This is a genomic window from Ralstonia sp. UBA689 (assembly GCF_002298975.1).
Taxonomy (GTDB): Bacteria; Pseudomonadota; Gammaproteobacteria; order Burkholderiales; family Burkholderiaceae; genus Ralstonia.
Genome location: NZ_DBMV01000021.1, coordinates 230317 through 251986 on the forward strand (window position 1 = coordinate 230317; position 21670 = coordinate 251986).

The 21670-nt window shown below is 64.0% G+C and carries 16 protein-coding genes and 2 pseudogenes; 15 read left to right on the top strand and 3 right to left on the bottom strand.

Features of this window, described 5'->3' with window-relative positions; all coding sequences use genetic code 11:
- Positions 1-55 precede the first annotated feature (55 nt).
- From B4F51_RS09850 to B4F51_RS09885, 8 genes and pseudogenes are all read left to right on the top strand, one after another.
- Positions 56-1621 (top strand): sugar ABC transporter ATP-binding protein, encoded by a 1566-nt coding sequence (locus B4F51_RS09850; protein ID WP_296225068.1) that lies wholly within the window; start codon positions 56-58, stop codon positions 1619-1621.
- Between the two features lie 36 nt (positions 1622-1657).
- Complete coding sequence (locus B4F51_RS09855) at positions 1658-2683, top strand: ABC transporter permease (protein WP_296225069.1); 1026 nt, start codon at positions 1658-1660, stop codon at positions 2681-2683.
- Positions 2684-2726: 43 nt separating this feature from the next.
- Positions 2727-2987, top strand: a pseudogene (locus tag B4F51_RS09860) (sugar phosphate isomerase/epimerase); the annotation flags it as partial.
- An 84-nt stretch (positions 2988-3071) separates the two neighbouring features.
- The gene (locus tag B4F51_RS09865) at positions 3072-3929 is read left to right on the top strand and encodes a TIM barrel protein (protein ID WP_296225071.1); all 858 of its coding nucleotides are present in this window, start codon (positions 3072-3074) and stop codon (positions 3927-3929) included.
- Positions 3926-4939: a Gfo/Idh/MocA family protein gene (locus B4F51_RS09870; protein WP_296225073.1), complete on the top strand. Its 1014-nt coding sequence runs from the start codon at positions 3926-3928 to the stop codon at positions 4937-4939. Before B4F51_RS09865 ends, B4F51_RS09870 begins: the two co-directional genes overlap by 4 nt.
- Before the next feature lie 42 nt (positions 4940-4981).
- Positions 4982-5702 (top strand): annotated as a pseudogene (locus tag B4F51_RS24570) (AP endonuclease).
- Positions 5703-5726: 24 nt separating this feature from the next.
- A complete protein-coding gene (locus B4F51_RS09880) occupies positions 5727-6899 on the top strand; it encodes a Gfo/Idh/MocA family protein (RefSeq protein ID WP_296225077.1) in 1173 nt (390 codons plus the stop codon).
- 195 nt (positions 6900-7094) lie between these two features.
- Entirely contained in the window at positions 7095-7985 is an 891-nt protein-coding gene (locus tag B4F51_RS09885; RefSeq protein ID WP_296225078.1) for a MurR/RpiR family transcriptional regulator, read from the top strand.
- Between the two features lie 58 nt (positions 7986-8043).
- Here B4F51_RS09885 and B4F51_RS09890 read toward each other — a convergent pair whose 3' ends face one another.
- The gene (locus tag B4F51_RS09890) at positions 8044-9564 is read right to left on the bottom strand and encodes a CoA-acylating methylmalonate-semialdehyde dehydrogenase (RefSeq protein WP_296225079.1); all 1521 of its coding nucleotides are present in this window, start codon (positions 9562-9564) and stop codon (positions 8044-8046) included.
- 110 nt (positions 9565-9674) lie between these two features.
- Here B4F51_RS09890 and B4F51_RS09895 point away from each other — a divergent pair, with 110 nt between their 5' ends.
- Complete coding sequence (locus tag B4F51_RS09895; RefSeq protein WP_414706733.1) at positions 9675-10688, top strand: LysR family transcriptional regulator; 1014 nt, start codon at positions 9675-9677, stop codon at positions 10686-10688.
- A 129-nt stretch (positions 10689-10817) separates the two neighbouring features.
- On the opposite strand, the gene argA is transcribed toward B4F51_RS09895, so the two are convergent.
- Positions 10818-12173 (bottom strand): amino-acid N-acetyltransferase, encoded by a 1356-nt coding sequence (gene argA, locus B4F51_RS09900; RefSeq protein WP_296225349.1) that lies wholly within the window; start codon positions 12171-12173, stop codon positions 10818-10820.
- A 121-nt stretch (positions 12174-12294) separates the two neighbouring features.
- On the opposite strand from argA, the gene hrpA reads away from it, so the two are divergent.
- From hrpA to B4F51_RS09930, 6 genes are all read left to right on the top strand, one after another.
- A complete protein-coding gene (gene hrpA / locus B4F51_RS09905) occupies positions 12295-16275 on the top strand; it encodes an ATP-dependent RNA helicase HrpA (RefSeq protein ID WP_296225081.1) in 3981 nt (1326 codons plus the stop codon).
- A 115-nt stretch (positions 16276-16390) separates the two neighbouring features.
- Entirely contained in the window at positions 16391-17386 is a 996-nt protein-coding gene (locus B4F51_RS09910) for a YncE family protein (RefSeq protein ID WP_296225082.1), read from the top strand.
- Positions 17387-17397: 11 nt separating this feature from the next.
- Entirely contained in the window at positions 17398-18219 is an 822-nt protein-coding gene (locus B4F51_RS09915; RefSeq protein ID WP_296225350.1) for a polysaccharide deacetylase family protein, read from the top strand.
- A gap of 7 nt (positions 18220-18226) precedes the next feature.
- Positions 18227-19201 (top strand): sterol desaturase family protein, encoded by a 975-nt coding sequence (locus tag B4F51_RS09920; RefSeq protein ID WP_296225083.1) that lies wholly within the window; start codon positions 18227-18229, stop codon positions 19199-19201.
- 71 nt (positions 19202-19272) lie between these two features.
- Positions 19273-20130, top strand: a complete 858-nt coding sequence (locus tag B4F51_RS09925) for an EI24 domain-containing protein (RefSeq protein ID WP_296225084.1) — start codon at positions 19273-19275, stop codon at positions 20128-20130.
- A gap of 16 nt (positions 20131-20146) precedes the next feature.
- Positions 20147-20965 (top strand): competence/damage-inducible protein A, encoded by an 819-nt coding sequence (locus tag B4F51_RS09930; protein WP_296225085.1) that lies wholly within the window; start codon positions 20147-20149, stop codon positions 20963-20965.
- Positions 20966-21075: 110 nt separating this feature from the next.
- On the opposite strand, the gene B4F51_RS09935 is transcribed toward B4F51_RS09930, so the two are convergent.
- Positions 21076-21552: a rhodanese-like domain-containing protein gene (locus B4F51_RS09935; RefSeq protein WP_296225086.1), complete on the bottom strand. Its 477-nt coding sequence runs from the start codon at positions 21550-21552 to the stop codon at positions 21076-21078.
- Positions 21553-21670 lie beyond the last annotated feature (118 nt).

A 21670-nucleotide genomic window follows, 5' to 3' on the forward strand; every position in this document is an offset into this window, starting at 1 on the left:
GCACGTCGCGCGGGCCGCGATGCGCCGGCCCGTGTTCGCTTCCCGAGGAGTGCTCATGTCCCTTGCCATGTCGGATCGGCTGACGTCTCGTCAAGACGTGCCATCCCCTTCGTTCAGCCCGTCCACTTCAGCTGCTGCGGATTGCCTGCTGGAAGTCCGTGGCGTGCGCAAGTCGTTTCCTGGCGTTGCCGCGCTCGACAACGTGCAGTTCCGCCTGCGTCGCGGCACCGTGCACGCGTTGATGGGCGAGAACGGTGCCGGCAAGTCTACCTTGATGAAGATCATTGCCGGCGTCTACACGCCGGATGCGGGTGAAATTCGCATCCAGGGCACGCCCACCAAGCTGGACGGCCCCCTCGATGCGCTCAACCGCGGCATCGCGATGATCCATCAGGAGCTGAACCTGATGCCGTACATGACTGTGGCGGAGAACATCTGGATCCGCCGCGAGCCGAAGAACCGCTTTGGTCTGGTCGACCATGCCGAGTTGCGCCGGCGCACGCAAACGTTGTTCGAGTGCTTGTCGATTGACATCGATCCAGAAGCCGAGGTGCGCACGCTCTCGGTTGCCAGCCGGCAGATGGTGGAGATCGCCAAGGCGGTCTCGTTCGACTCCGACGTGCTGATCATGGACGAGCCTACCTCGGCGCTGAGCGAGACGGAGGTCAGCCATCTGTTCCGCATCATTCGCCAATTGCGCGCGCAGGGCAAAGGCATCGTCTACATCACGCACAAGATGGACGAGCTGTTTGAAATTGCCGACGAGTTCTCGGTGTTTCGTGACGGCAAGTACATCGGCACCCATGCATCCACCGATGTCACGCGCGACGACATCATCCGCATGATGGTTGGGCGTGAGATCACGCAGATGTTTCCGAAGGAGCACGTGCCGATTGGCGATGTGGTGCTGTCGGTCAAGAACCTGAGCTTGCAGGGCGCGTTCCGCGATGTGAGTTTTGATCTGCACGCGGGCGAGATTCTGGGCGTGGCGGGGCTCGTTGGTTCGGGGCGTTCGAACGTGGCGGAGGCCCTGTTTGGCGTGGTGCCCGCCACGAGCGGCGAGATTCGCCTGGACGGTGAGTTGGTCAGGATCCACATGCCCGCGCAGGCGATGAAGCTCGGGATGGCGTTCCTGACCGAAGACCGCAAGGATACCGGCTGTTTTCTGAGCCTCGACCTGCTGGCCAACATGGAAGCGGCCGTCTTACACAACCGTTATGTGAAAGCCGGCTTTGTCCGCCGCACTGCGCTGCGGCAAGACTGCGAGGCGATGAGCCGCACGCTACGCGTAAAAGCGCCAGGCCTGCATGAAGAAATCCAAAACCTGTCGGGCGGCAATCAGCAGAAGGTGCTGATCGGGCGCTGGCTGCTGACCGAGCCGAGGGTGCTGATTCTCGACGAACCGACGCGCGGCATCGACGTGGGCGCGAAGGCCGAGATCCACCGCCTAGTGAGTGCGCTCGCCGCCAAGGGCGTGGCAGTGCTGATGATCTCGTCGGAACTGCCGGAGGTGTTGGGCATGAGCGACCGGATCATGGTCATGCACGAAGGCCGCGTGACAGGCATCGTCGACCGCAAGGACGCAAATCAGGTTCGCATCATGGAGTTGGCGTCTCGCTAAGCCGGGTGATCGGGTCAATGTATGGAGACAAATGAAATGGGAACGTGCAATTCAATCGCGCAAGCGCCCCTCGCGATGGGTAAATCGCGGCGCGCAAAGTGGCCACGGGAGCTGAGCATCTTCCTGGTGCTGATCGGCATCAGCCTGTTCTTCGAGGCAGTGGGCTGGGCCGTTGTCGGCCAGAGCTTTCTGTTCAATGCGGAGCGGCTGCAGATCATCATTTTGCAGATGGCGGTGATCGGCATCATCGCCGTGGGCGTGAACCTCGTCATCATCACCAGCGGAATCGACCTGTCGTCTGGCTCGGTGGTGGCTGCTGCTGCGGTGGTATCCGCAAGCTTGGCGCAGGTGTCGGATTTTCCGCGCGCAGTGTTCCCGCATCTGACCGATCTGCCGATCATCTGGCCGGTGCTGGCGGGCGTGTTCGTGGGCTTGCTGGTGGGTCTGATCAACGGGTCGTTGATTGCCTACACGGGCATTCCGCCCTTTATTGCGACACTGGGCACGATGGTGGCGGCGCGCGGCTTTGCCAAGTGGTTCACTAACGGCACGCCGGTGTCGATGCTGACCGATGAGTTTGCAGCCATTGGCGCGGGCGCAAATCCGGTGATCATCTTCTTGGTGATTGCCGCAATCTTCCACGTGGTGCTGCGCTACACGCGCTTCGGCAAGTTTACCTATGCAATTGGCGCCAACCGTCAGGCGGCCATCGTGTCGGGCATCAACGTGCATCGTCAATTGATTGGGGTCTACACCATTGCTGGCGTGCTGAGCGGCATTGCCGGCACGGTGACGGCGGCGCGCGCCATCTCGGGGCAGTCGGGCATGGGCGTCATGTATGAGCTGGATGCCATCGCGGCGGTGGTGATCGGCGGTACATCGCTGACGGGCGGCCTGGGGCGCATTACGGGCACGGTGATCGGCGTGCTGATCCTGGGCGTGATGACGTCGGGTTTCACCTTCATCCGCATCGATGCGTATTACCAGGAGATGGTCAAGGGAGCCATCATCGTCGCTGCCGTCGTGGCCGATCAATACCGTAACAAGAAGAAGCGCCGTTGATTGCCGCTCCCACGCGCACACCCTAACGCCCCAAGGAATCGGAATGACGATCGCGCTGGACACTTACATGTTCCGCCACACGCCACTCGGTGCATTGCCGGGGGCGGTGGCTGGAGTTGGCTACGATCAGATCGAGCTGTCACCGCGCAGCGATTTTCTCGATTGATGGGGCATGTCCCGTGCTACGCGCGAGCAAATGGCGGCGTTCGAGCAGGCGATGCGATCGTGCGGCGTGGGGCGGGCATCGTTGCAGCCGATGTACCGCTGGGCCAGCCCGTTTGAAGGCGAGCGGAAATGGACCATGCACGCCGCGTTGCAACGCTGTCTCGATCGTCATTTCAGCAGCGTCGCGCGCTGAGCCAAGCTGAACCTATTGCTTCCATTGACCATGAACCACCGCATTCCATTTGCCATCAATCGGATCAGTGCGCCGCGCCAGTCGTTCAGCGATTTTCTTGCCATGTGCAAGCGGCTTGGCGTGTCGGCCGTCGAAATCCGCAACGACCTGAAGGACACCGAGATCAGCGACGGCACGCCGGCCCCTAACCTGAAGGGGTTGGCCGAGCAAGCCGGCATTACCATCCGCTCTATCAACGCGTTGTATCCGTTCGACGTGTTCGATGCCGCACTGGAAACCAAAGCGCGCTTGCTGGCGGTCTATGCGCGCGCGTGTGGCGCCCAGGCGCTGGTGATGTGCCCGCTCAACAGCCGAGACGATATGCGCACCGAAACCGAGCGCCGCCGCGCTTTGGTAGACGCACTACGCAAGCTGCGTCCGATCCTGGACGACCAGGGTATCGAAGGGCTGGTTGAACCACTGGGCTTTGAGGAATGTGCGCTGCGCCGCAAGTCCGACGCCGTTGAGGCGATTTACGCCGCCGCCGGTGAACGGCACTTCAAGCTCGTGCACGACACGTTCCACCACCACTTGGCGGGTGAGGACATTTTCTTTCCCGATTTGACGGGGCTGGTGCATGTGTCGGGCGTGGAATCGCCGGCGCTGGATCGCCGCGACATGCGCGATGGCCATCGCGTGCTGGTCGGACAGGCTGATCGACTGGGCAACATCCACCAACTGCGCACGCTGCTGGATCGTGGCTACAAGGGCTTGGTGTCGTTCGAGCCGTTCGCCGCCGAGGTGATGGAAGCGGAAAACAGCGAGGAGCTGCTCGCCCAGAGCATGCACCACGTCAACAACGCTCTGTTTGACAGGTTGAACATTTTGAATAACGAGGAAACGGTATGACTTTGCAAATTGGTGTGATTGGCTGCGGCGCAATCGGCCAGGACCACATTCGGCGATTGACGCGCACGCTGTCCGGCGCGCGCGTGGTGGCGGTGACGGACATCGACCCGATGCAGGCGCGCAGCGCCGTGTCGAACTACGGCCTGAATGCCGAGGTGTATACAAACGGTCATGACTTGATCGAAGCGTCGGACGTGCAGGCGGTGCTTGTCACGTCGTGGGGCCCGACGCACGAAGAGTTTGTGCTGAAGGCGATTGCGCACGGCAAGCCGGTGTTCTGCGAGAAGCCGCTGGCGGTCACGGCCGAGGGCTGCATGCGGATCGTCCAGGCGGAACAGGCACACGGCCGCCGATTGGTGCAGGTTGGCTTCATGCGCCCGTATGACCAGGGCTACCGCGCGCTCAAGCAGGTGATCGACAGCGGTACGATCGGCGCACCGCTGATGTTGCATTGCGCGCACCGCAACCCGACGGTGGGTGAGCGCTATACGACCGACATGGCCATCACCGACACGCTCATCCACGAGCTGGATGTGCTGCGCTGGCTGATTGATGAAGACTACGTGAGCGCGCAGGTCGTGTATCCGAAGAAGAGCCGCCACGCGGCATCGCATCTGGCGGATCCGCAGATCGTGTTGCTGGAAACGGCTGGCGGCGTGCGCATCGACGTCGAGATTTTCGTCAATTGCCAATACGGCTACGACATCCAGTGCGAGGTGGTGGGCGAGGTCGGCATTGCCAAGTTGCCGGACCCGCAGGCGGTGTCGCTCAAGCATGGTGCCAAGCTGGCAACCGACATCCTGGTCGACTGGAAGGACCGCTTTATCGCGGCTTACGACGTTGAGTTGCAAGCGTTCATCGACGGTGTGCAAGGCGGCACGTTGACTGGCCCATCGGCATGGGACGGCTACGCCGCAGCGGTAGCTGCCGATGCGTGTGTGCGTGCGCAGACGAGCGGCGCAGTCGAGCGCATCGAGATTGCTGAACGGCCGGCGTTCTATCGCGCCTGAAATCGCGTTAGAACTCGGGCGGCACCCGTATGGCTATGAAGATTGCCTGTTCCCCCTCCCCCCCGTTGTTGGGGCGTGGACGACGTGAGGAACCGGCACCAGTCGTCGTGACACGAGGTCTTGTCCGATGCGTCGAAGGCGGGGGGGGGGGCTCCGGCATTGAGCTGGATCCCTATGGATGCATTCCGTTGGACGTGGACTTCGCGCGCGCTGAGTTGGGCGGGAGGCGCTTGAGCATCACGGCGGGCACGATCCTCGATGACCTCGTGTCACCGCTGAACTCGACGAGTCTGCTGCGTTGGGCGCGCGATATCTGCGCGCTGATTCAGCAACTGCTGTCGGTGCTGGCGCAGCCCGGGCAGCGTTATCCCGCGCCGTCTGGTGGTGATGGACTGGTGCCACCAGTGCGCGACCAAGCTGCAGGCCGAAACGGCGGGCCTGCGTTTCGATACCGGTCACTTGTACGACTTCGGCTTGGACCCGGTGACCTGGCTGGGCGGGCATGCCGCGCGCCTCGGTTATGTGTATTTCGAAGACATCCGTCTTCTAACCTACCAACAGGTGCTGGGCGGGCGAATCGCCTTCTTTGACGCGTGCGCGCGCGGCGTGATGTGTCGGGGCGAGCTCGATTATCCGGCCATCAAGCGCACCTTGAGCGGGCTACATCACGATCGAACAGGAGCGCGATCCGTGCAATGCCGGCTCCGGCCTGCGCGATGTGGCGGCGAGCCGCGAATTCCTCGCCGCCGTGGGTTTTGCCTGACAACATAAGAGGAACACAAATACCATGATCGACGGACAAAGCTTGCTGGGGCATTCGATTCCCTGGGGCATGGTTGGCGGCGGCTTGAACAGCCAGATTGGCTATGTGCACCGTTCGGCAGCGCTGCGCGATGACAACTTCCAACTGGTGGCCGGCGCGTTTGATATTGACCCAGAGCGCGGCTGCCAATTTGGCCAGCGGCTTGGCGTGGCGGAGGAGCGTTGCTACGCGGATTACCGCGCGATGTTCGAGGCCGAAGCGCGCCGCCCGGACGGCATTCGCGCGGTTTCGATTGCTACGCCCAACAATACGCACTTCGAAATCTGCAAGGCCGCGCTTAATACCGGTCTGCACGTGGTCTGCGAGAAGCCGCTGTGCTTCACCACGGCCGAGGCGGAAGAGCTGCAGCGACTCTCGCGCGAGAAGGGCAAGATCGTGGGCGTGGCCTATGGCTACTCCGGCCACCAGTTGATTGAGCAGGCGCGCGAGATGATCGCGCGCGGCGATCTGGGCGAGATCCGCATCGTGCAGATGCAGTTCTCGCACGGTTTTCACAGTGAGGGCGTGGAGGCGGCGAACCCGGCCGCGCGCTGGCGCATGGACCCAAAGTTTGCCGGGCCGAGCTACGTGCTGGGCGACATCGGCACGCATCCGCTGTACCTGTCCGAGGTGATGCTGCCGGCGTTGCAGATCAAGCGGTTGCTGTGTTCGCGGCAGAGCTTCGTGAAGAGCCGCGCGCCGCTGGAGGACAACGCCTTCACGATCATGGAGTACGACGGCGGCGCGGTCGGTTATGTCTGGTCGTGCGCGGTGAATGCCGGGTCGACGCACAATCAGAAGATTCGCGTGATTGGCGCCAAGGCTAGCCTGGAATGGTGGGATGAGCACCCGAACCAACTGCGCTACGAGGTGCAGGGGCAGCCGGCACAGGTGCTCGATCGCGGTATGGGCTACCTGCATCCGATCGCGCTGCATGACGACCGCATCAGCGCAGGGCATCCGGAAGGGTTATTCGACGCGTGGTCCAACCTGTACACCCGCTTCGCATTGGCCATGGATGCAACCGACCGCGACGATCAGGCCGCGCTGCAGGCGATCCGCTACCCCGACGTGCACGCGGGCGTGGATGGAGTGCGCTGGGTGGAGAACTGCGTGCGCTCGGCCGATGCAGGCGGCGTGTGGGTGGATTACCTCTGAAAGGGGGCTTGCCACGCTGAGCCCTGCGCGGCGGCTTAGGGCATCCCCCACCCTTGCCGCATCCCGTTGCAGCCGGGAACCGGCTTAGAATGGGCCCGAACCTTTTCTATAGCTTTCCCGACTTCCTTGACGAGCCCAGGCCCGATTCTCGAGCGAACGCACCGAATGCCTGGACCACCCAAATCACGCCGTCCGATGCACCCAACCGAGCAACCGCCTGAAAACGTCGACGCGTTTCTGCAGCGCTTGACGCAGGAATATGACGCACTGAGCAATCGCTTGAAGCTGATTGCTCGCTATGTTGAAACCCACCGGGATCACCTCGGCCTGGAGGGCATTCAATCGTTGGCCGCCCAGTGCGGCGTGCAGCCCTCTGCCGTGGTGCGCTTTGCCCAGCATTTCGGCTTCACGGGTTTTTCCGAGATGCAGCGGCTGTTTCGCGAGGGGATCGCCCAACAAATTGCACCAGGCCGCGACTACAACCTCCGTCTGCGCGATGTGATTGAATCCGGTTCGGCCACCCTGCAGCCGGAGCAGATTGTCGATGCGTTCATCCAGGGTAGTGTGGCTGGCATGCAGCATCTGCGCCAGGCGCTGGACCCGCAGGCATTTGCGCAGGCGGTCGACATGCTGGCTGATACCCAGGCGATCTGGATTGTGGGTTCGCGGCGCTCGTTTTCTGTGGCTGTGTATCTCGACTACGCATTGCAGCACACGGACAAGCGCGTTGGCCTGTTCAGCGCACTGGGCAGCATGCATCTGGGGCAGATTCGCTCGGTGCGCGAAGGCGATGTGCTGATCGTGATTTCGTTCATGCCGTATGCGGATGAGACTCTGGAGGTGGCCCAGCAGGCGGCTCAGCGTGGCGCGCGCGTTATCGCCATCACCGATAGCCGCATGAGCCCGCTCGCCCGCCTGGCCGAAGTCACGCTGGTCGTGCAAGACAGCACCACGTTCGGCTTTCGCGCGCTGACGGCCACGATGGGTCTCGCGCAGAGCCTGTTCATCGCTTTGGCGTATCGGCTCGAACTTTCATTCCGGCACACTTCACACAGCGGCGATGGCGAACACGACAAGATGACTTAAGCGTTGAGCGCGGCGGGGTGTCGACGCGATGCCCCGCCGCGCTCGGGTTCAGCCCACGTTATTTCGCGGTCGGCATCGCAAATTCAGCACCTTTGCCGATGCTGGAAGCCCACCGTTGCATAACCGACTTCTGCCGCGTATAGAAGCGCACGCCTTCTTCGCCGTAGGCATGCATGTCGCCAAACAGGCTCTTTTTCCAGCCGCCAAAGCTGTGCCACGCCATCGGCACCGGAATCGGTACGTTGATTCCCACCATGCCCACTTGGATACGGCGCGCGAATTCACGCGCGATGCCCCCATCGCTGGTGTAGCACGACACGCCGTTGCCGAATTCGTGCGCGTTGACGAGCGAGATGGCTTCGGCAAAATCCTTGACGCGCACGCAGCTGAGCACGGGGCCAAAGATCTCTTCCTTGTAGATGCGCATGTCGGGCGTGACATGGTCGAACAGCGTGCCACCGGTAAAGAAGCCTTGCTCTCGGCCCGGGACACGCAGGCCGCGTCCATCGACCACCAGCGTGGCGCCCTCGGCTACGCCTTGGTCGACGTAACCTTCGATACGCTGCAGCGCTTCGCGGGTGACGATCGGCCCCATTTCCACTTCGGGCATCATGCCGTCGCCCACGACGAGGTTGCGCGCGCGTTCGGCCAGCGCTGGCACGATGCGGTCGGCCACGTCGCCCACCAGCACCGCCACGCTGATCGCCATGCAACGCTCGCCCGCCGAGCCGTAAGCCGCGCCAATCAGCGCATCGACAGCCTGGTCGATGTTCGCATCGGGCATCACTACCAAGTGGTTCTTGGCGCCGCCCAGCGCTTGCACGCGCTTGCCGGCTTGCACGCCGCGCTGCTGCACGTAGGCGGCAATCGGCGTGGAGCCGACAAAGCTCACGGCTGGCACGTCCGGGTGGTCGAGCAGGGTGTCGACCGCTAGCTTGTCGCCCTGCACGACATTGAACACGCCATCGGGCAGGCCGGCCTGCGTCAACAGCTCCGCCATGAACAACGCGGCGGACGGGTTCCGCTCGCTTGGCTTGAGGACGAAGGTATTGCCCGTTGCCAGCGCTACCGGGAACATCCAGCACGGCACCATGCACGGGAAATTGAACGGCGTGATACCGGCCACCACGCCGAGCGGCTGGCGCAGTGTCCAATTGTCAATGCCGGTGCTGACCTGATCGGTGTAATCACCCTTGAGCAATTGCGGAATGCCGCAGGCGAATTCGATGACGTCGATGCCGCGCGACACCTCACCTTGCGCATCGGAGAACACCTTGCCGTGCTCGGCGGTGATGATGGCGGCCAGCGTGTCGCGCTGCTCGTTCATCAATTGCAGGAACTTGTGCAGCACGCGCGCACGGCGGATCGGGGGCGTGTCGGCCCAGGCGGGAAATGCCGCTTGCGCAGCCGCCACCGCTTGGTTTACCTCGTCCGCATTCGCCAGTGCGACGCGGCGCGCGGCCTTGCCGGCGGCAGGGTTGAAGACGTCTTGAAAGCGCGCGCTGCGGCCCGCGCGCGGCGTGCCTTGGATGTAGTGACCGACGTCGGCGTCGGAATTGAAGGCGGGTACCTTGGGCATGTGTCTCCTCCTGATGCAGGTGGGTGGTGGGATTGGGAAAGCGATGCGGCAGTCTAGGTGGCCATCGCGCGCGGGAGAAGCCCGTTACGGTTGAATCACTGTTTAATTTGATGAACAATCGCGGGATGAATTTGCAAAATATCCAGGCACTGCTGCCGCACATCCATTCGTTGACGGTGCTCGCGACGACGAACAGCTTCACGGCTGCCGCGCAGCGGCTCGGCATCAGCAAGGCGGCCATGAGCCAGCGCATTGCCGAGCTGGAACGCGCAGCAGGCGTGCCACTGGTGCGCCGGACCACACGCAGCGTTCGCCTGACCGAGGCTGGGCAAACCTTGGTCGATAGCACGCGCGATGCTTACGAGACGATCGCCGTGCACTTCACGCGGGTGAAAGACCTGGCCGGCGAGCCGCGCGGGCTTGTGCGTGTGACGGCGCCGGTGGCGCTTGGCCGGCAGCAGATCGTGCCACTGCTGCCGGCGTTCTTGCGGCGCTATCCCGGTGTGCGGATCGAGCTGGACTTCTCTGATCGGCTGCACTCGCTCACGCAAGAGGGCTTTGATCTGGCAATCCGCCACGTCGCCAGCGCACCCGAGACGCATGTGGCGTGGACGTTGTGCCAGACGCGCTCATTGCTAGTGGCGAGCCAGGATTACTTGGCGCTGCGTGGCATGCCGGCGCATCCGCAGGCGTTGGTGGAGCACGATTGCCTGCACTACCTGCGCGGCAACGAGCCGACGGCATGGAGCTTCGAGCCGAGTGGCCCAAAACGTGGCCGCAAGGGTGGGCGCATCAGCGTGCCGGTGCGGGGCTGTTTTGCGGCGAACAACAGCGAGGCGATGCGCGAAGCCGCGCTGGGTGGGCTGGGCATCGCGCTGCTGCCGGACTTCAGCGCGCAGCACGACATTGACGCAGGGCGGCTGGTGCCGGTGCTGGAAGCGTGGCGGCCGGTGGGTGTGTTTGGCGAGCATATCCTAGCCATCCGACCATACAGCCCTGTGGTGCCGAGTGCGGTGAATGCGCTCGTACAGTACTTGCGGGAACAGTTGTCCGGCGGGTTTTCGCGGCCGCTTCGAGAGAAAGCGGGGAGGGAAGGGGGCCCACGGCGGGCTAAGAGCCGTTAACAAAACCCTCCTGGCTTCGTTGCACCGCCTTGCCGTACCTGCGTACTGTCTGCGTTGGCGCGCCTAGCCAGGACCGCTGCGCTGGGTTTTGTTAGCGGCTCGAAGCCAGCGGCGTACCGCTTTTGCGGCTTAGAGCTTCTTCATCAACACCATCGAGCGCCGCTGCCAGTTGTACAGCTTACGGCGGTCTTCCGGCAGGTCGTCCACCGTGGCGTGCACAAAGCCGCGCTTGAGGAACCAGTGTTCGGTGCGCGTGGTGAGCACGAACAGGTGTTTCAGGCCGAGGGCGCGCGCGCGCGTCTCGACATGCTTGAGCAGGCGTTCGCCGTCGCCGGTGCCCTGGCTATCGGGGGCGACGGTCAGGCAAGCCATCTCGCCCACGCCCTCCTTGGGATAGGGGTACAGCGCCGCGCAGCCGAAGATGATGCCGTCGTGCTCGATGACCGAGAAGTTGGCGATGTCGCGCTCCAGCAGCCGGCGCTCGCGCGGCACCAGCGTGCCGTCGGCTTCCAGTGGCTCGATCAGTTGCACGATGCCGCCCACGTCATCCAGCGTGGCTTCGCGCAGGTATTCCAGATCGGCATGCGACACCATGGTGCCCACGCCGTCATGCAGGAACAACTCCAGCAGGATGCTGCCGTCCAGCGCGAATGGAATCAGGTGGGCCCGGCGCACGCCACCGCGCATGGCCTTGACGATGTGCTGCAGGTAATACGCCACGTCAGAAGACAGGCTGCCCTCGCGCAGGCGCTCGATGGCGGACTCCATCGACAGCTCCTGCTGCAGCTTGCCCACGCGGTCCACCAGCCCCGGCACCTCTGTGATGAAGATCAGCTTGTCGGCCTTGAGCGCCGTGGCCGTGTTGGTGGCTACATCTTCCATCGACAGGTTGAATGCCTGCCCCGTGGGCGAGAAGCCCAGCGGCGAGAGCAGCACGATCTTGCGGTTTGACAGCGAATGCTGGATCGAATCGGCGTCAATCTTGCGCACCAGCCCCGTGTGCTGGAAATCGACTCCGCCCACGATGCCCACCGGCCGCGCCGTCACGAAGTTGCCCGACACCACCGAGATGCGTGCGCCGGCCATCGGCGTGTTGGGCAGCGCCTGGCTGAAGGTGGCTTCGATGTCGAGCCGTAACTCGCCGGAGGCTTCCTTGGCCGATTCCAGCGCGGCGTTGTCCGTGACGCGGATGCCTTCGACAAACTGCGTCTGCACGTGGCGCAGCGCGAGTTGCTCCTCGACCTGCGGGCGAGAGCCGTGCACCAGCACGATGCGCATGCCCATGGCGTGCAGTAGGGCGATGTCGTTGACCAGCGCGCCCAGCATGCCGGCCTTGACCAGCTCGCCGCCGAATCCGATGACGAACGTCTTGTCACGAAAAGCGTGGATGTACGGCGCCACCGCCCGCAGCCAATCCACGAACTGCTGCTGTTCGGGTGTGGGCGGGATCGGGGCGATGTCGACGGCGGCGGGCGTGTGCGCCACCAGCGAGACGCTGGAGGAGGGGGCAGAGGAGCGTGTGGTCACGGGCGAAGGATGAGTAGGGCGCGGGCGCCGGCCAACGCGGGTCGGTGCAGGAAAGATGCGCGGATTATAATCCCGGCCGATGTCAGATTCCCATGCCCAGCCGCGCTCTGCGGCACCCTCCCAACGATCGCCGAAGGACGCCGCGCAGCCCGAGCGCAAGCCCGGCGATCACGGTCGCCCAGGTCGGCCGCCGCACCGTCAGAGGCCGACGCCGGAGGCGCTCGCCGCTGCTCTGGAGGCCCGCCGCGCCCGCGCCAACCCCGTCCCGCCGATCAGCTTTCCCGAGGCGCTGCCCGTCTCGGCCCGTCGCGACGAGATTGCCAAGGCCATTGCGGCCAACCAGGTGGTGATCGTCTCGGGCGAGACCGGTTCGGGCAAGACCACGCAGTTGCCGAAGATCTGCCTGTCGATCGGGCGGGGCATCGGCGCGGGCGGTACCGGGCTGATCGGCCATACGCAGCCGCGCCGGATTGCCGCGACGTCTACGGCCAAGCGCATTGCGCAGGAGATCGGCTCGCCGGTGGGTGAGCACGTGGGTTTCCAGGTGCGCTTCAACGACTCGCTCTCCGCCGGGGCATCGGTCAAGCTGATGACCGACGGCATCCTGCTGGCTGAGACGCAGAATGATCCGCTGCTGCGCGCCTACGACACGATCATCATTGACGAGGCGCACGAACGCAGCCTCAACATCGACTTCCTGATCGGCTATCTGAAGCAGCTCCTGCCGCGCAGGCCGGACCTGAAAGTCATCATTACTTCGGCGACCATCGACGCGCAGCGCTTTGCGGAGCACTTTGCGGGGCCGAAAGGGCCTGCGCCCGTGATCGAGGTCAGTGGCCGGCTGTATCCGGTCGAGGTGCGTTACCGCCCAGTGCAGCGCGACGAGAAGGACAAGGAGCGCGATCTCTACGAAGCCATCGTCGACGCGGTGGATGAACTCGCACGCGAAGGCCTCGGCGATGTGCTGATCTTCCTGCCGGGCGAGCGCGAAATCCGCGAGGCGGCGGAGGCGCTGCGCAAGCACCATCCGGCGCATACGGAAATCCTGCCGCTGTTTGCGCGCCTGTCCGTGCAGGAGCAGGAGCGTGTGTTCAAGCCGTCCAATACGCGCCGCATTGTGCTGGCGACCAACGTGGCAGAAACCTCGCTCACGGTGCCGGGCATCCGCTACGTGGTCGACACGGGGCTGGCGCGTGTGAAGCGCTATTCGTATCGCAACAAGGTCGAGCAGTTGCAGATCGAGCCGGTGTCGCAGGCCGCCGCCAACCAGCGCGCGGGCCGTTGCGGCCGGGTGGCTGACGGCGTGTGCATCCGCCTGTATGAAGAGACGGATTTCGTCGCGCGGCCGCGCTTTACCGATCCGGAAATCCTGCGCTCGTCGCTGGCGGCCGTCATCTTGCGCATGAAGGCGCTGCGGTTGACGGACGTGGAGCAATTCCCTTTCATCGAGCCGCCGTTGGGCCGGGCGATTGCGGACGGCTACCAGCTTCTGCAGGAGCTCGGCGCCGTCAATGACGAGAATGCGCTGACGCCGCTGGGCAAGCAGCTCGCCCGCCTGCCGCTGGATCCGCGTGTGGCGCGGATGATCCTGGCGGGGCGTGACCACCAATGCTTGCGCGAGATGCTTGTCATCGCGAGTGCATTGTCCGTGCAAGACCCGCGCGAGCGTCCGCAGGAATTGCAGCAGCAAGCCGACCAGGCGCATCGTGTCTTTGCTGACGAGAAGTCGGAGTTTCTCGGTTGGGTCAGGCTCTGGAAGTGGTTTGAAGAGGCCGTTGCGCACAAGAAGTCGAACAAGCAGTTGCAGGAGCAGTGCCGCTTGCATTTCCTCTCCCACCTGCGGCTGCGCGAATGGCGCGACGTGCATTCGCAACTGCACACCACGGTGGCGGAGCAGGGCTGGAAGCTCAACGAATCCGATCCGACGTATGAGCAGTTGCATCTGGCGCTGCTGACAGGCTTGCTCGGCAACATTGGCGTGCGCATTGAGGAGGCCGATGGCAAGGGCCGCGAATACCTCGGCGCGCGAGGCATCAAGTTCTTTCTGTGGCCGGGCTCGGCCATCGCTCGCAAGGCAGGCAAGTGGGTCATGGCCGGTGAACTGATCGAGACCAGCCGCCTGTTCGGCCGCACGCTCGCGCGCATCGAGCCGGAATGGGTCGAGAAGGTCGGCGCACACCTGCTGAAGGTGTCGTGGAGTGATCCGCACTGGGAGAAGAAGGCCGGGCAGGTGATGGCTTTCGAGCGCGGCACGCTGTACGGCTTGCCGGTCTACCAGCAGCGCCGCGTGCATTTCGGGCCGATGCAGCCGAAGGAGGCGCGCGAGCAGTTCATCCGCCGCGCGCTGGTCGAAGGCGAGTTCGAAACGCGCCTGCCGTTCTTCGCGCACAACCAGCGCCTCGTGCGGGAAATCGAAAACCTGGAGCACAAGTCGCGTCGCCAGGACGTGCTCGTCGACGATGAGCTGATCTACGCGTTCTACGACAGCCAGGTTCCAGCCGACATCCACAACACTGTCGCTTTCGAACAGTGGTATGCCGAGGCCGCCAAGGGCAGCCAGAAGCTGCTGTACCTGAATCGCGATGACCTGATGCGGCACGAGGCGGCCGGCATCACGACCGACCTATTCCCAAAGACGCTGCCGATTGCCGGCATCGACATGGGGCTGACGTATCACTTCGAGCCCGGCAGCCCGCGCGACGGCGTGACGCTGACAGTGCCGCTGTACGCGCTCAACCAGGTGCCCGCGCTGCGCGCCGAATGGCTGGTGCCCGGCATGCTCAAAGAGAAGGTGCATCTGCTGCTCAAGAGCCTGCCGCAAAAGCTGCGCCGCCACTGTGTGCCGCTGCCGGATTACGCGGCGGGCTTCGTCTCGCGTGTGCGGCTGGGCGACGGCGACTTGCTCGATCGCCTGATTGCCGACGTGCGCGAGCAGACCGGCACGCCGCTCAAACGCGCGGACTTTAAGTTGGAAACGCTGCCCGCGCATCACTTCATGAACTTCAAGGTGATCGACGAGCACGGCCGGCAGCTCGACATGGGCCGCAATCTGGCCCAGTTGCGCGCAGAACTGGGCGGTCGGGCGCAGCAGACCTTCCAGTCGATCGCCGCCAAGGATGCTGCCGTGGTTGGCGCACAGGGCGAGAGCGTCAATCAGGGCAAGGGTGGCAAGCGTGAGGCGCCGGCTAACGCCGCGCTGTATTCGGGCCTGACCACCTGGAACTTCGGCGAGTTGCCCGAGCTGCTGGAGATCCGCAAGGGCAACCAGACGCTGTTCGGCTATCCGGCGCTGGTCGATGCGGGCGACCACTGCGATGTGGAAGTCTTCGACGATCCGGCCGAGGCGGCGCGCATTCACCGGCTGGGTTTGCGCCGGTTGTTTGCGATCCAGTTGCGCGAGCCGCTCAAGTACCTGGAGAAGAACATCCCGGGCCTGTCGCAGATGGCGATCCAGTTCATGAACCTGGGCACGCAGGACGAACTGCGCAACCAGATCCTGGACGCCACGCTGGAGCGCGCCTGCCTGCAGGACCCGCTGCCCACCGATGACGCCAGCTTCGGCGCCCGCAAGGACGAAAGCCGCGCGCGCCTGACGCTGCTCGCGCAGGAGATCGCACGCCTGGTCGGCGCCATCCTGGCCGAATATGCGCAACTGCCGCGCAAGCTGCAGATTGCCAAGCCGTTTGCCGCCGCCTATGCCGATATCGACGCGCAGCTGAAGACGCTGATGCACAAGCGCTTCATCGAGGCGACGCCATATGCGCAGTTGACGCATTTCCCGCGCTACCTGAAGGGCATCGCCTTGCGCATCGACAAGCTCAAGGCGGATCCGTCGCGCGATACGCAGCGCATGCAGGAGATGGCGCCGCTCATCCAGCAGTACCAGCGCGCCGAGAAGGCGCTGCGCGTGCAAGGGCAGGGCGGCAATGACCCGCGCATGGAAGAATTCCGCTGGATGCTGGAAGAATTGCGTATCGCCCTGTTCGCGCAGGAGCTGCGCACGCCGGTGCCGATGTCGGTCAAGCGGCTGCAGAAGGTGTGGGAATCCATGCAGCGCTAGGCAGCGCTGCTTGCCGCAAGCTGAGAAAGTTCCCGCTTTCTTTTTTTGATTTGTGTCAGCGACGGCTTGAGGGCGGGCGTTAGAATGGCTAGCTAAGTTGCTGAATCTTCTCGCTATGTCTGCCTCGCGCGCCTCGTTTGCCTCCCGTTGGTTGTCCACGCTTGTCCTGTCGGTTTCTGCCTTGGCGTCGGCCAATGCGGCGCATGCCGAAATCGTCACTGTGCTCAATTCGGGCGATGCCAGCGTCACCCTGATCGACAAGGACACCCGCAAGGTGCTGGAGACCTTTCCGATCGGCAAGGAGCCGCATCACCTGATAGTCACGCCGGATGACAAATCGCTGATTGTTGCCAACGCGGTTGGCAATGAGCTAGTGTTCCTCGACCCGCTCACCGGCAAGGTCCAGCAGCGCGTGCCGCGCATCGACGATCCGTACCAGATTGGGTTCTCGCCCGACCAGAAATGGTTTGTGGCGACTGGCAACCGCCTGGATCGCGTCGACATCTACCGTTGGGACGGCCACGCGTTGTCGATCGCCAAGCAGTTGTCGCTGGCCAAGACGCCGAGCCATATCGCTTTCACGGCCGACAGCAAGATCGCCTTCATCACGCTGCAGGATTCCAACGAAATCGTCGCTATCGACCTGCCCACGCAGAACGTGATGTGGCGCATGACTGCCGGCTCCGCGCCGGCCGGCGTGTGGGTCACGCCTGACCAGAAGTACCTGCTGGTGGGCATGACCGGCGCTGACTACGTCGAAGTGATCGACTGGCACACGCGAACCAGCGTCAAGCACATCCCGACCGGCAAGGCGGCGCACAACTTCCGCGCGGTGGGCGACAAGCGGCATGTGTTCCTGTCCAACCGCGTGTCGGGCACGATCAGCATCATCGACCAGCAAACGCTGACCAAGGTCGGCGACATCACCGGCCTGCCGCCCGGCCCCGATGACATGGAACTGACCGCCGACGGCAAGCAGCTCTGGGTGACCTGCCGCTGGGCCAAGCGTGTGGCGATCGTCGATGTGGCGAGCCGCAAGGTGGTGGAAGAGATCAAGGTTGGGCGCTCGCCGCACGGCATCTATTTCCGCTCGCGCGCGCCGCTGATTTGAGCGTGACAATCATGAACGCCGGCCCGTCGATACTGCGTACGGCGGCCGCTGCGGCGGCGCTGGGCCTGTGCGCGCTGGCCACGGCCGCGCCGGGTGGCGTCAATGCAGGCGCCTGCAAGGGCACCGTCTACCTGACCTTCGACACCGGCAGCATGAGCCAGGCGCAGTTGATTGCCGACACGCTGCGCCGCCACCGCATCCAGGCCACCTTCTTCCTCGCCAACGAGAAAACCATCCACGGCGACAGCACGCTTGACGCTGCCTGGGCGCCATACTGGAAGTCGCTGGCGGCTGACGGCCACGCCTTCGGTACGCATACGTTCGATCACGTCTACTACAAGGGCGAGGCCGGCGCCGGCAAGGTGCGCTTCCGCCCACAGTTCGGCGAGCAGGGCAGCCGCAACGTCGTCTGGAGCGAGCCTGAGTTCTGCGCCGAACTCAAACGCAGCGCCGACCGCTTCAGGGCCATGACCGGCCAGCCGATCGACCCGCTGTGGCGCGCGCCGGGCGGTCACCTTTCTGCCACCACCGAAGCCTGGGCCAAACAATGCGGCTATGCGCATGTGGCGTGGGCACCAGCCGGTTTCCTTGGCGATGAGTTGCCGTCCGAGCGCTACCCGAACGCCATGCTGCTGGATAAGGCCCTGACCAATCTGCGCGACGGCGATATCACCATGGCGCACTTGGGCATCTGGTCGCGCAAGGACGCATGGGCACCGGCCGATCTGGAGCCGCTCATCAGCGGCCTGGAGCGCAGGGGCTTCTGCTTCGCCACACTGCGCGATCATCCGCAGTACAAGGCCTGGTTTGCCGCACACCCTGCCGCCCGTTGACACCGCCATGTTCGACTGGATTTCCGACACCTTCACGCAAGCGCAGGACGTGCTGTTCCAGCATGTCGTGATGCCGCTGACGTATGGCGTTGGTCTGGGCGGCTACGTTGAGGATGCGTACCCCGGCACCGAATGGCTGCTGATGGGGCTGATGCAGATTGCCGTGCTGCTGCTGGTGCTGCGCCCGCTGGAACACCGGCGTCCGGTGGAGCCGATGCATGACCGCAAGGCGGTGCGCGCGGACATCTTCTATACGCTGTTCCATCGGCTCGGTTTCTTTCCGCTGCTGATGTTCTTTACGCTGCAGCCGCTGATCGACGGTCTGGATGGCAAGCTGCGTTTCTGGGGCTGGGCGCACCTGAATGTGGAGGATTGGTGGCCAGGTGTCACGTCGGTCGCCATCGTCAGTTTCCTGATCTATCTGGTGCTGTTCGACCTGCTGGATTACTGGTATCACCGCCTCTCGCACAAGTTCAACTGGTGGTGGAGCCTGCATTCGTTGCATCACAGCCAGCGGCAGATGACGATGTGGTCGGATAATCGCAACCACATCCTCGACGACGTGCTGCGCGGCGCGGTGTTCGCAGTCGCGGCGCTGGCGATCGGCGTGGAGCCGTCGCAGTACGTGCTGCTGGTCGCCATCTCCCAATTGCTGCAGAGCCTGCAACACGCCAACGTGCGCATGCACTTTGGCTGGCTGGGCGAGCGTCTGCTGATCTCGCCACGCTTTCATCGGTTGCACCATGCCATCGGCCTGGGGCACGAGGTGCCGGGCAAGCCGGGCGTGCTGGGTGGGTGCAACTTCGGCGTGCTCTTCCCATGGTGGGACATGCTGTTCGGCACCGCCGTCTTCTCGCCGGAATATCATGCCACCGGCATCCGCGATCAACTCCCCGCACCGCAGGGGGCCTCGCGCGACTACGGGCGCGGCGTGCTGCGCCAGCAATGGCTGGGCTTCAAGCGGCTGTTCGGTCGCGCGTGAGTCGGGGCGGCACGCGCGCCATGTCGGTGCGCTGTGCTAGGCTGTCCGTTCCCTGATTTTCAGATTCCCGCATGAACGACTTGATCCGCGCGTTTGGCCGCGCGCTGCTTTCGCAACTGCATCCGCGCATGTTGTTCCTGACGGTGCTGCCGTTCGTCGTCGCCCTGCTGGTATGGGGCGCGGTGCTGTATTTCGGCTGGGACGCCATGAACGGCGTGGCCAGAAGCGCCGTGGAAAGCTGGTCGTTCATGGGCTGGATCAAGAGCGGCCTCAACGCCATCGGCATGACGGGTTTGTGGGCGGCCATTGCGCCGCTGCTGGTCATCACGTTGCTGGTGCCGGTGATTGTGGTGTCGATCCTCGTCTTCGTGAGCGTGACGTCGGTGCCGCCGGTCATGCGTTTTCTCGACCGCAGCTATCCGCAGCTCGAGCGCCGCAGGGGCGGATCTCTGGCGGGAAGTGTGATGCATGCGCTGCTGTGCACGCTGACGTTCGTTCTGGTGGCGATCATCACGCTGCCGCTGTGGCTGATTCCGCCGTTCTTCGCGCTCATCCCGCCGTTGCTGTGGGGGTGGCTGACCTACCGCCTGATGACCTACGATGCGCTGGCCGATCACGCCACGGCTGAAGAGCGCCACGCCATCATGAAGCGTTACCGGTTGCCGCTGCTCGGCATCGGCATCGCCGTTGGCATGCTGGGCTCGGCGCCGACGCTGCTGTGGGTGTCGTCGGTGGTGACGATCGTGCTGTTTCCGATCATCGCGATTGCCGTCATCTGGCTGTACGTGCTGATCTTTATCTTCTCGGCGCTGTGGTTCGGCCATTTCTGCCTGCGGGCGCTGACGCGCCTGCGGGCTGAGGCGCCGCAGACGCGCATGGTCGAGGCCACCATCATCGACGTCACCACCATCGAACTGCCCCGCGAATAAGACAGGAACCCGATCCATGGCCTTCGGCATGATTATCATCGGCGACGAGATCCTCTCCGGCCGCCGCGAAGACAAGCACCTGCGCAAGCTGATCGAAGTGCTGGGCGAGCGTGGGCTGGCACTGGAATGGGCCGAGTACGTCGGCGACCAGCCCGCGCGCATCACGAGCGTGCTGAAGCGCACCTTCGCCACCGACGACGTGGTGTTCTGTACCGGCGGCATCGGCGCTACGCCCGATGACCACACGCGCCAGTGTGCCGCCGCCGCGCTAGGCGTGCCGCTGGTGTTGCATCCGGAAGCGCACGACCAGATCACGCTGCGCATTGGCGAGACGGCTGCAGGCGATCCGGTCAAGGCAGATCTCTCCACGCCGGAAAATCAGCACCGCTTCAAGATGGGCGAGTTTCCTCAGGGGGCGCGCATCATCCCCAACAGCTACAACCGTATCCCCGGGTTCTCGGTGGGGCATCACCACTTCATGCCGGGCTTCCCGGTGATGGCGTGGCCGATGATGGAGTGGGTGCTCGATACCTATTACGCCGATCAATTCCATCGCGCCTCGCGCGAGGAGCGCTCGTTCCTGGTATTCGGTCTGCCGGAGTCGCGGCTGACGCCGCTGATGGAGCGCATCGAAGCCGAGTTCGATGGCGTGAAGGTGTTCAGCCTGCCCAGCGTGGGCGATCCTGCGCGCGGCGAGCGCTATGCCCGCTCGCATATCGACCTGGGCGTGAAAGGCGTGCCAGAGGCCGTGGCGCGCGCTTATGTCGTATTGCGCGAGGGCGCCCTGGCGCTGGGTGGCGAGATCATCGAGACGGGCGCCGCAACGGCGCCCTGATTGCAGCGATTGCGGAAGCGTCGCCAGTCGCAGCGAGGTTGATCCTGGAAGCGCAGTCGTACATGTGTACGGCGAGCATCACAGGGCCAAGATCGAAGGCGGCGTTTCCGTTATGCGCCGTGCCACGGCAGGCCACGGAAGCACCAGCCTTCCACCATCTTGCGATGGCCCTCGCCATCCTTGGCGCCTTCAAAGCCCTCCAGTACATCCATCGCCAGCTTGTAGCCCGCCTGCGCGGCGGCCGCGGCTGCGTGTTTGGAGCGCGCTGCGCTCCGGCATAGGAACAGCACCGGTGCATCTTTCGGCACAGCAGCTTCCAGCGTGCTGAGGAAGTTTGTATTGCGCACGCCGCCCGGATACTGGTTCCATTCCACATGCACGAACTGGTCCGGCGCGACGTCGGGCGAGCCAACCCAGTCGAGTTCGGCGCGCGTGCGTACGTCCACCAGACGCGCCTGCGGATCAGCGGCGAGCAGGGCGGCGGCCTCCTGCGGCGACAGGGCACCGAAATAAGGCAACTGGTCGGCCTCTCTGCGGGCAGCGGCGGTTTCCAGCAGGGACTCGCGGGTGAGTGTGACGGCGGTCATGGTGATCGGCGAAATGGAAGAATGGAAATTGACAATTCTAGCGCCGTCATTACATGGATCGGGCGAAATTCACCGCAATGGTGCCAGCACTGCGCTGGTGCACGAAAGCGGTGCCATG

Excerpts from the sequence above, each read along its gene's own strand:
- B4F51_RS09930 (WP_296225085.1), top strand. The coding sequence starts at position 20,147 with ATGGCCTTCGGCATGATTATCATCGGCGACGAGATCCTCTCCGGCCGC.
- B4F51_RS09890 (WP_296225079.1), bottom strand. The coding sequence starts at position 9,564 with ATGCCCAAGGTACCCGCCTTCAATTCCGACGCCGACGTCGGTCACTAC.
- B4F51_RS09935 (WP_296225086.1), bottom strand. The coding sequence starts at position 21,552 with ATGACCGCCGTCACACTCACCCGCGAGTCCCTGCTGGAAACCGCCGCT.
- B4F51_RS09870 (WP_296225073.1), top strand. The coding sequence starts at position 3,926 with ATGACTTTGCAAATTGGTGTGATTGGCTGCGGCGCAATCGGCCAGGAC.
- hrpA (WP_296225081.1), top strand. The coding sequence starts at position 12,295 with ATGTCAGATTCCCATGCCCAGCCGCGCTCTGCGGCACCCTCCCAACGA.
- B4F51_RS09880 (WP_296225077.1), top strand. The coding sequence starts at position 5,727 with ATGATCGACGGACAAAGCTTGCTGGGGCATTCGATTCCCTGGGGCATG.
- B4F51_RS09910 (WP_296225082.1), top strand. The coding sequence starts at position 16,391 with ATGTCTGCCTCGCGCGCCTCGTTTGCCTCCCGTTGGTTGTCCACGCTT.
- B4F51_RS09865 (WP_296225071.1), top strand. The coding sequence starts at position 3,072 with ATGAACCACCGCATTCCATTTGCCATCAATCGGATCAGTGCGCCGCGC.
- B4F51_RS09895 (WP_414706733.1), top strand. The coding sequence starts at position 9,675 with ATGAACAATCGCGGGATGAATTTGCAAAATATCCAGGCACTGCTGCCG.
- B4F51_RS09850 (WP_296225068.1), top strand. The coding sequence starts at position 56 with ATGTCCCTTGCCATGTCGGATCGGCTGACGTCTCGTCAAGACGTGCCA.
- B4F51_RS09920 (WP_296225083.1), top strand. The coding sequence starts at position 18,227 with ATGTTCGACTGGATTTCCGACACCTTCACGCAAGCGCAGGACGTGCTG.
- B4F51_RS09925 (WP_296225084.1), top strand. The coding sequence starts at position 19,273 with ATGAACGACTTGATCCGCGCGTTTGGCCGCGCGCTGCTTTCGCAACTG.
- B4F51_RS09885 (WP_296225078.1), top strand. The coding sequence starts at position 7,095 with ATGCACCCAACCGAGCAACCGCCTGAAAACGTCGACGCGTTTCTGCAG.
- B4F51_RS09855 (WP_296225069.1), top strand. The coding sequence starts at position 1,658 with ATGGGAACGTGCAATTCAATCGCGCAAGCGCCCCTCGCGATGGGTAAA.
- B4F51_RS09915 (WP_296225350.1), top strand. The coding sequence starts at position 17,398 with ATGAACGCCGGCCCGTCGATACTGCGTACGGCGGCCGCTGCGGCGGCG.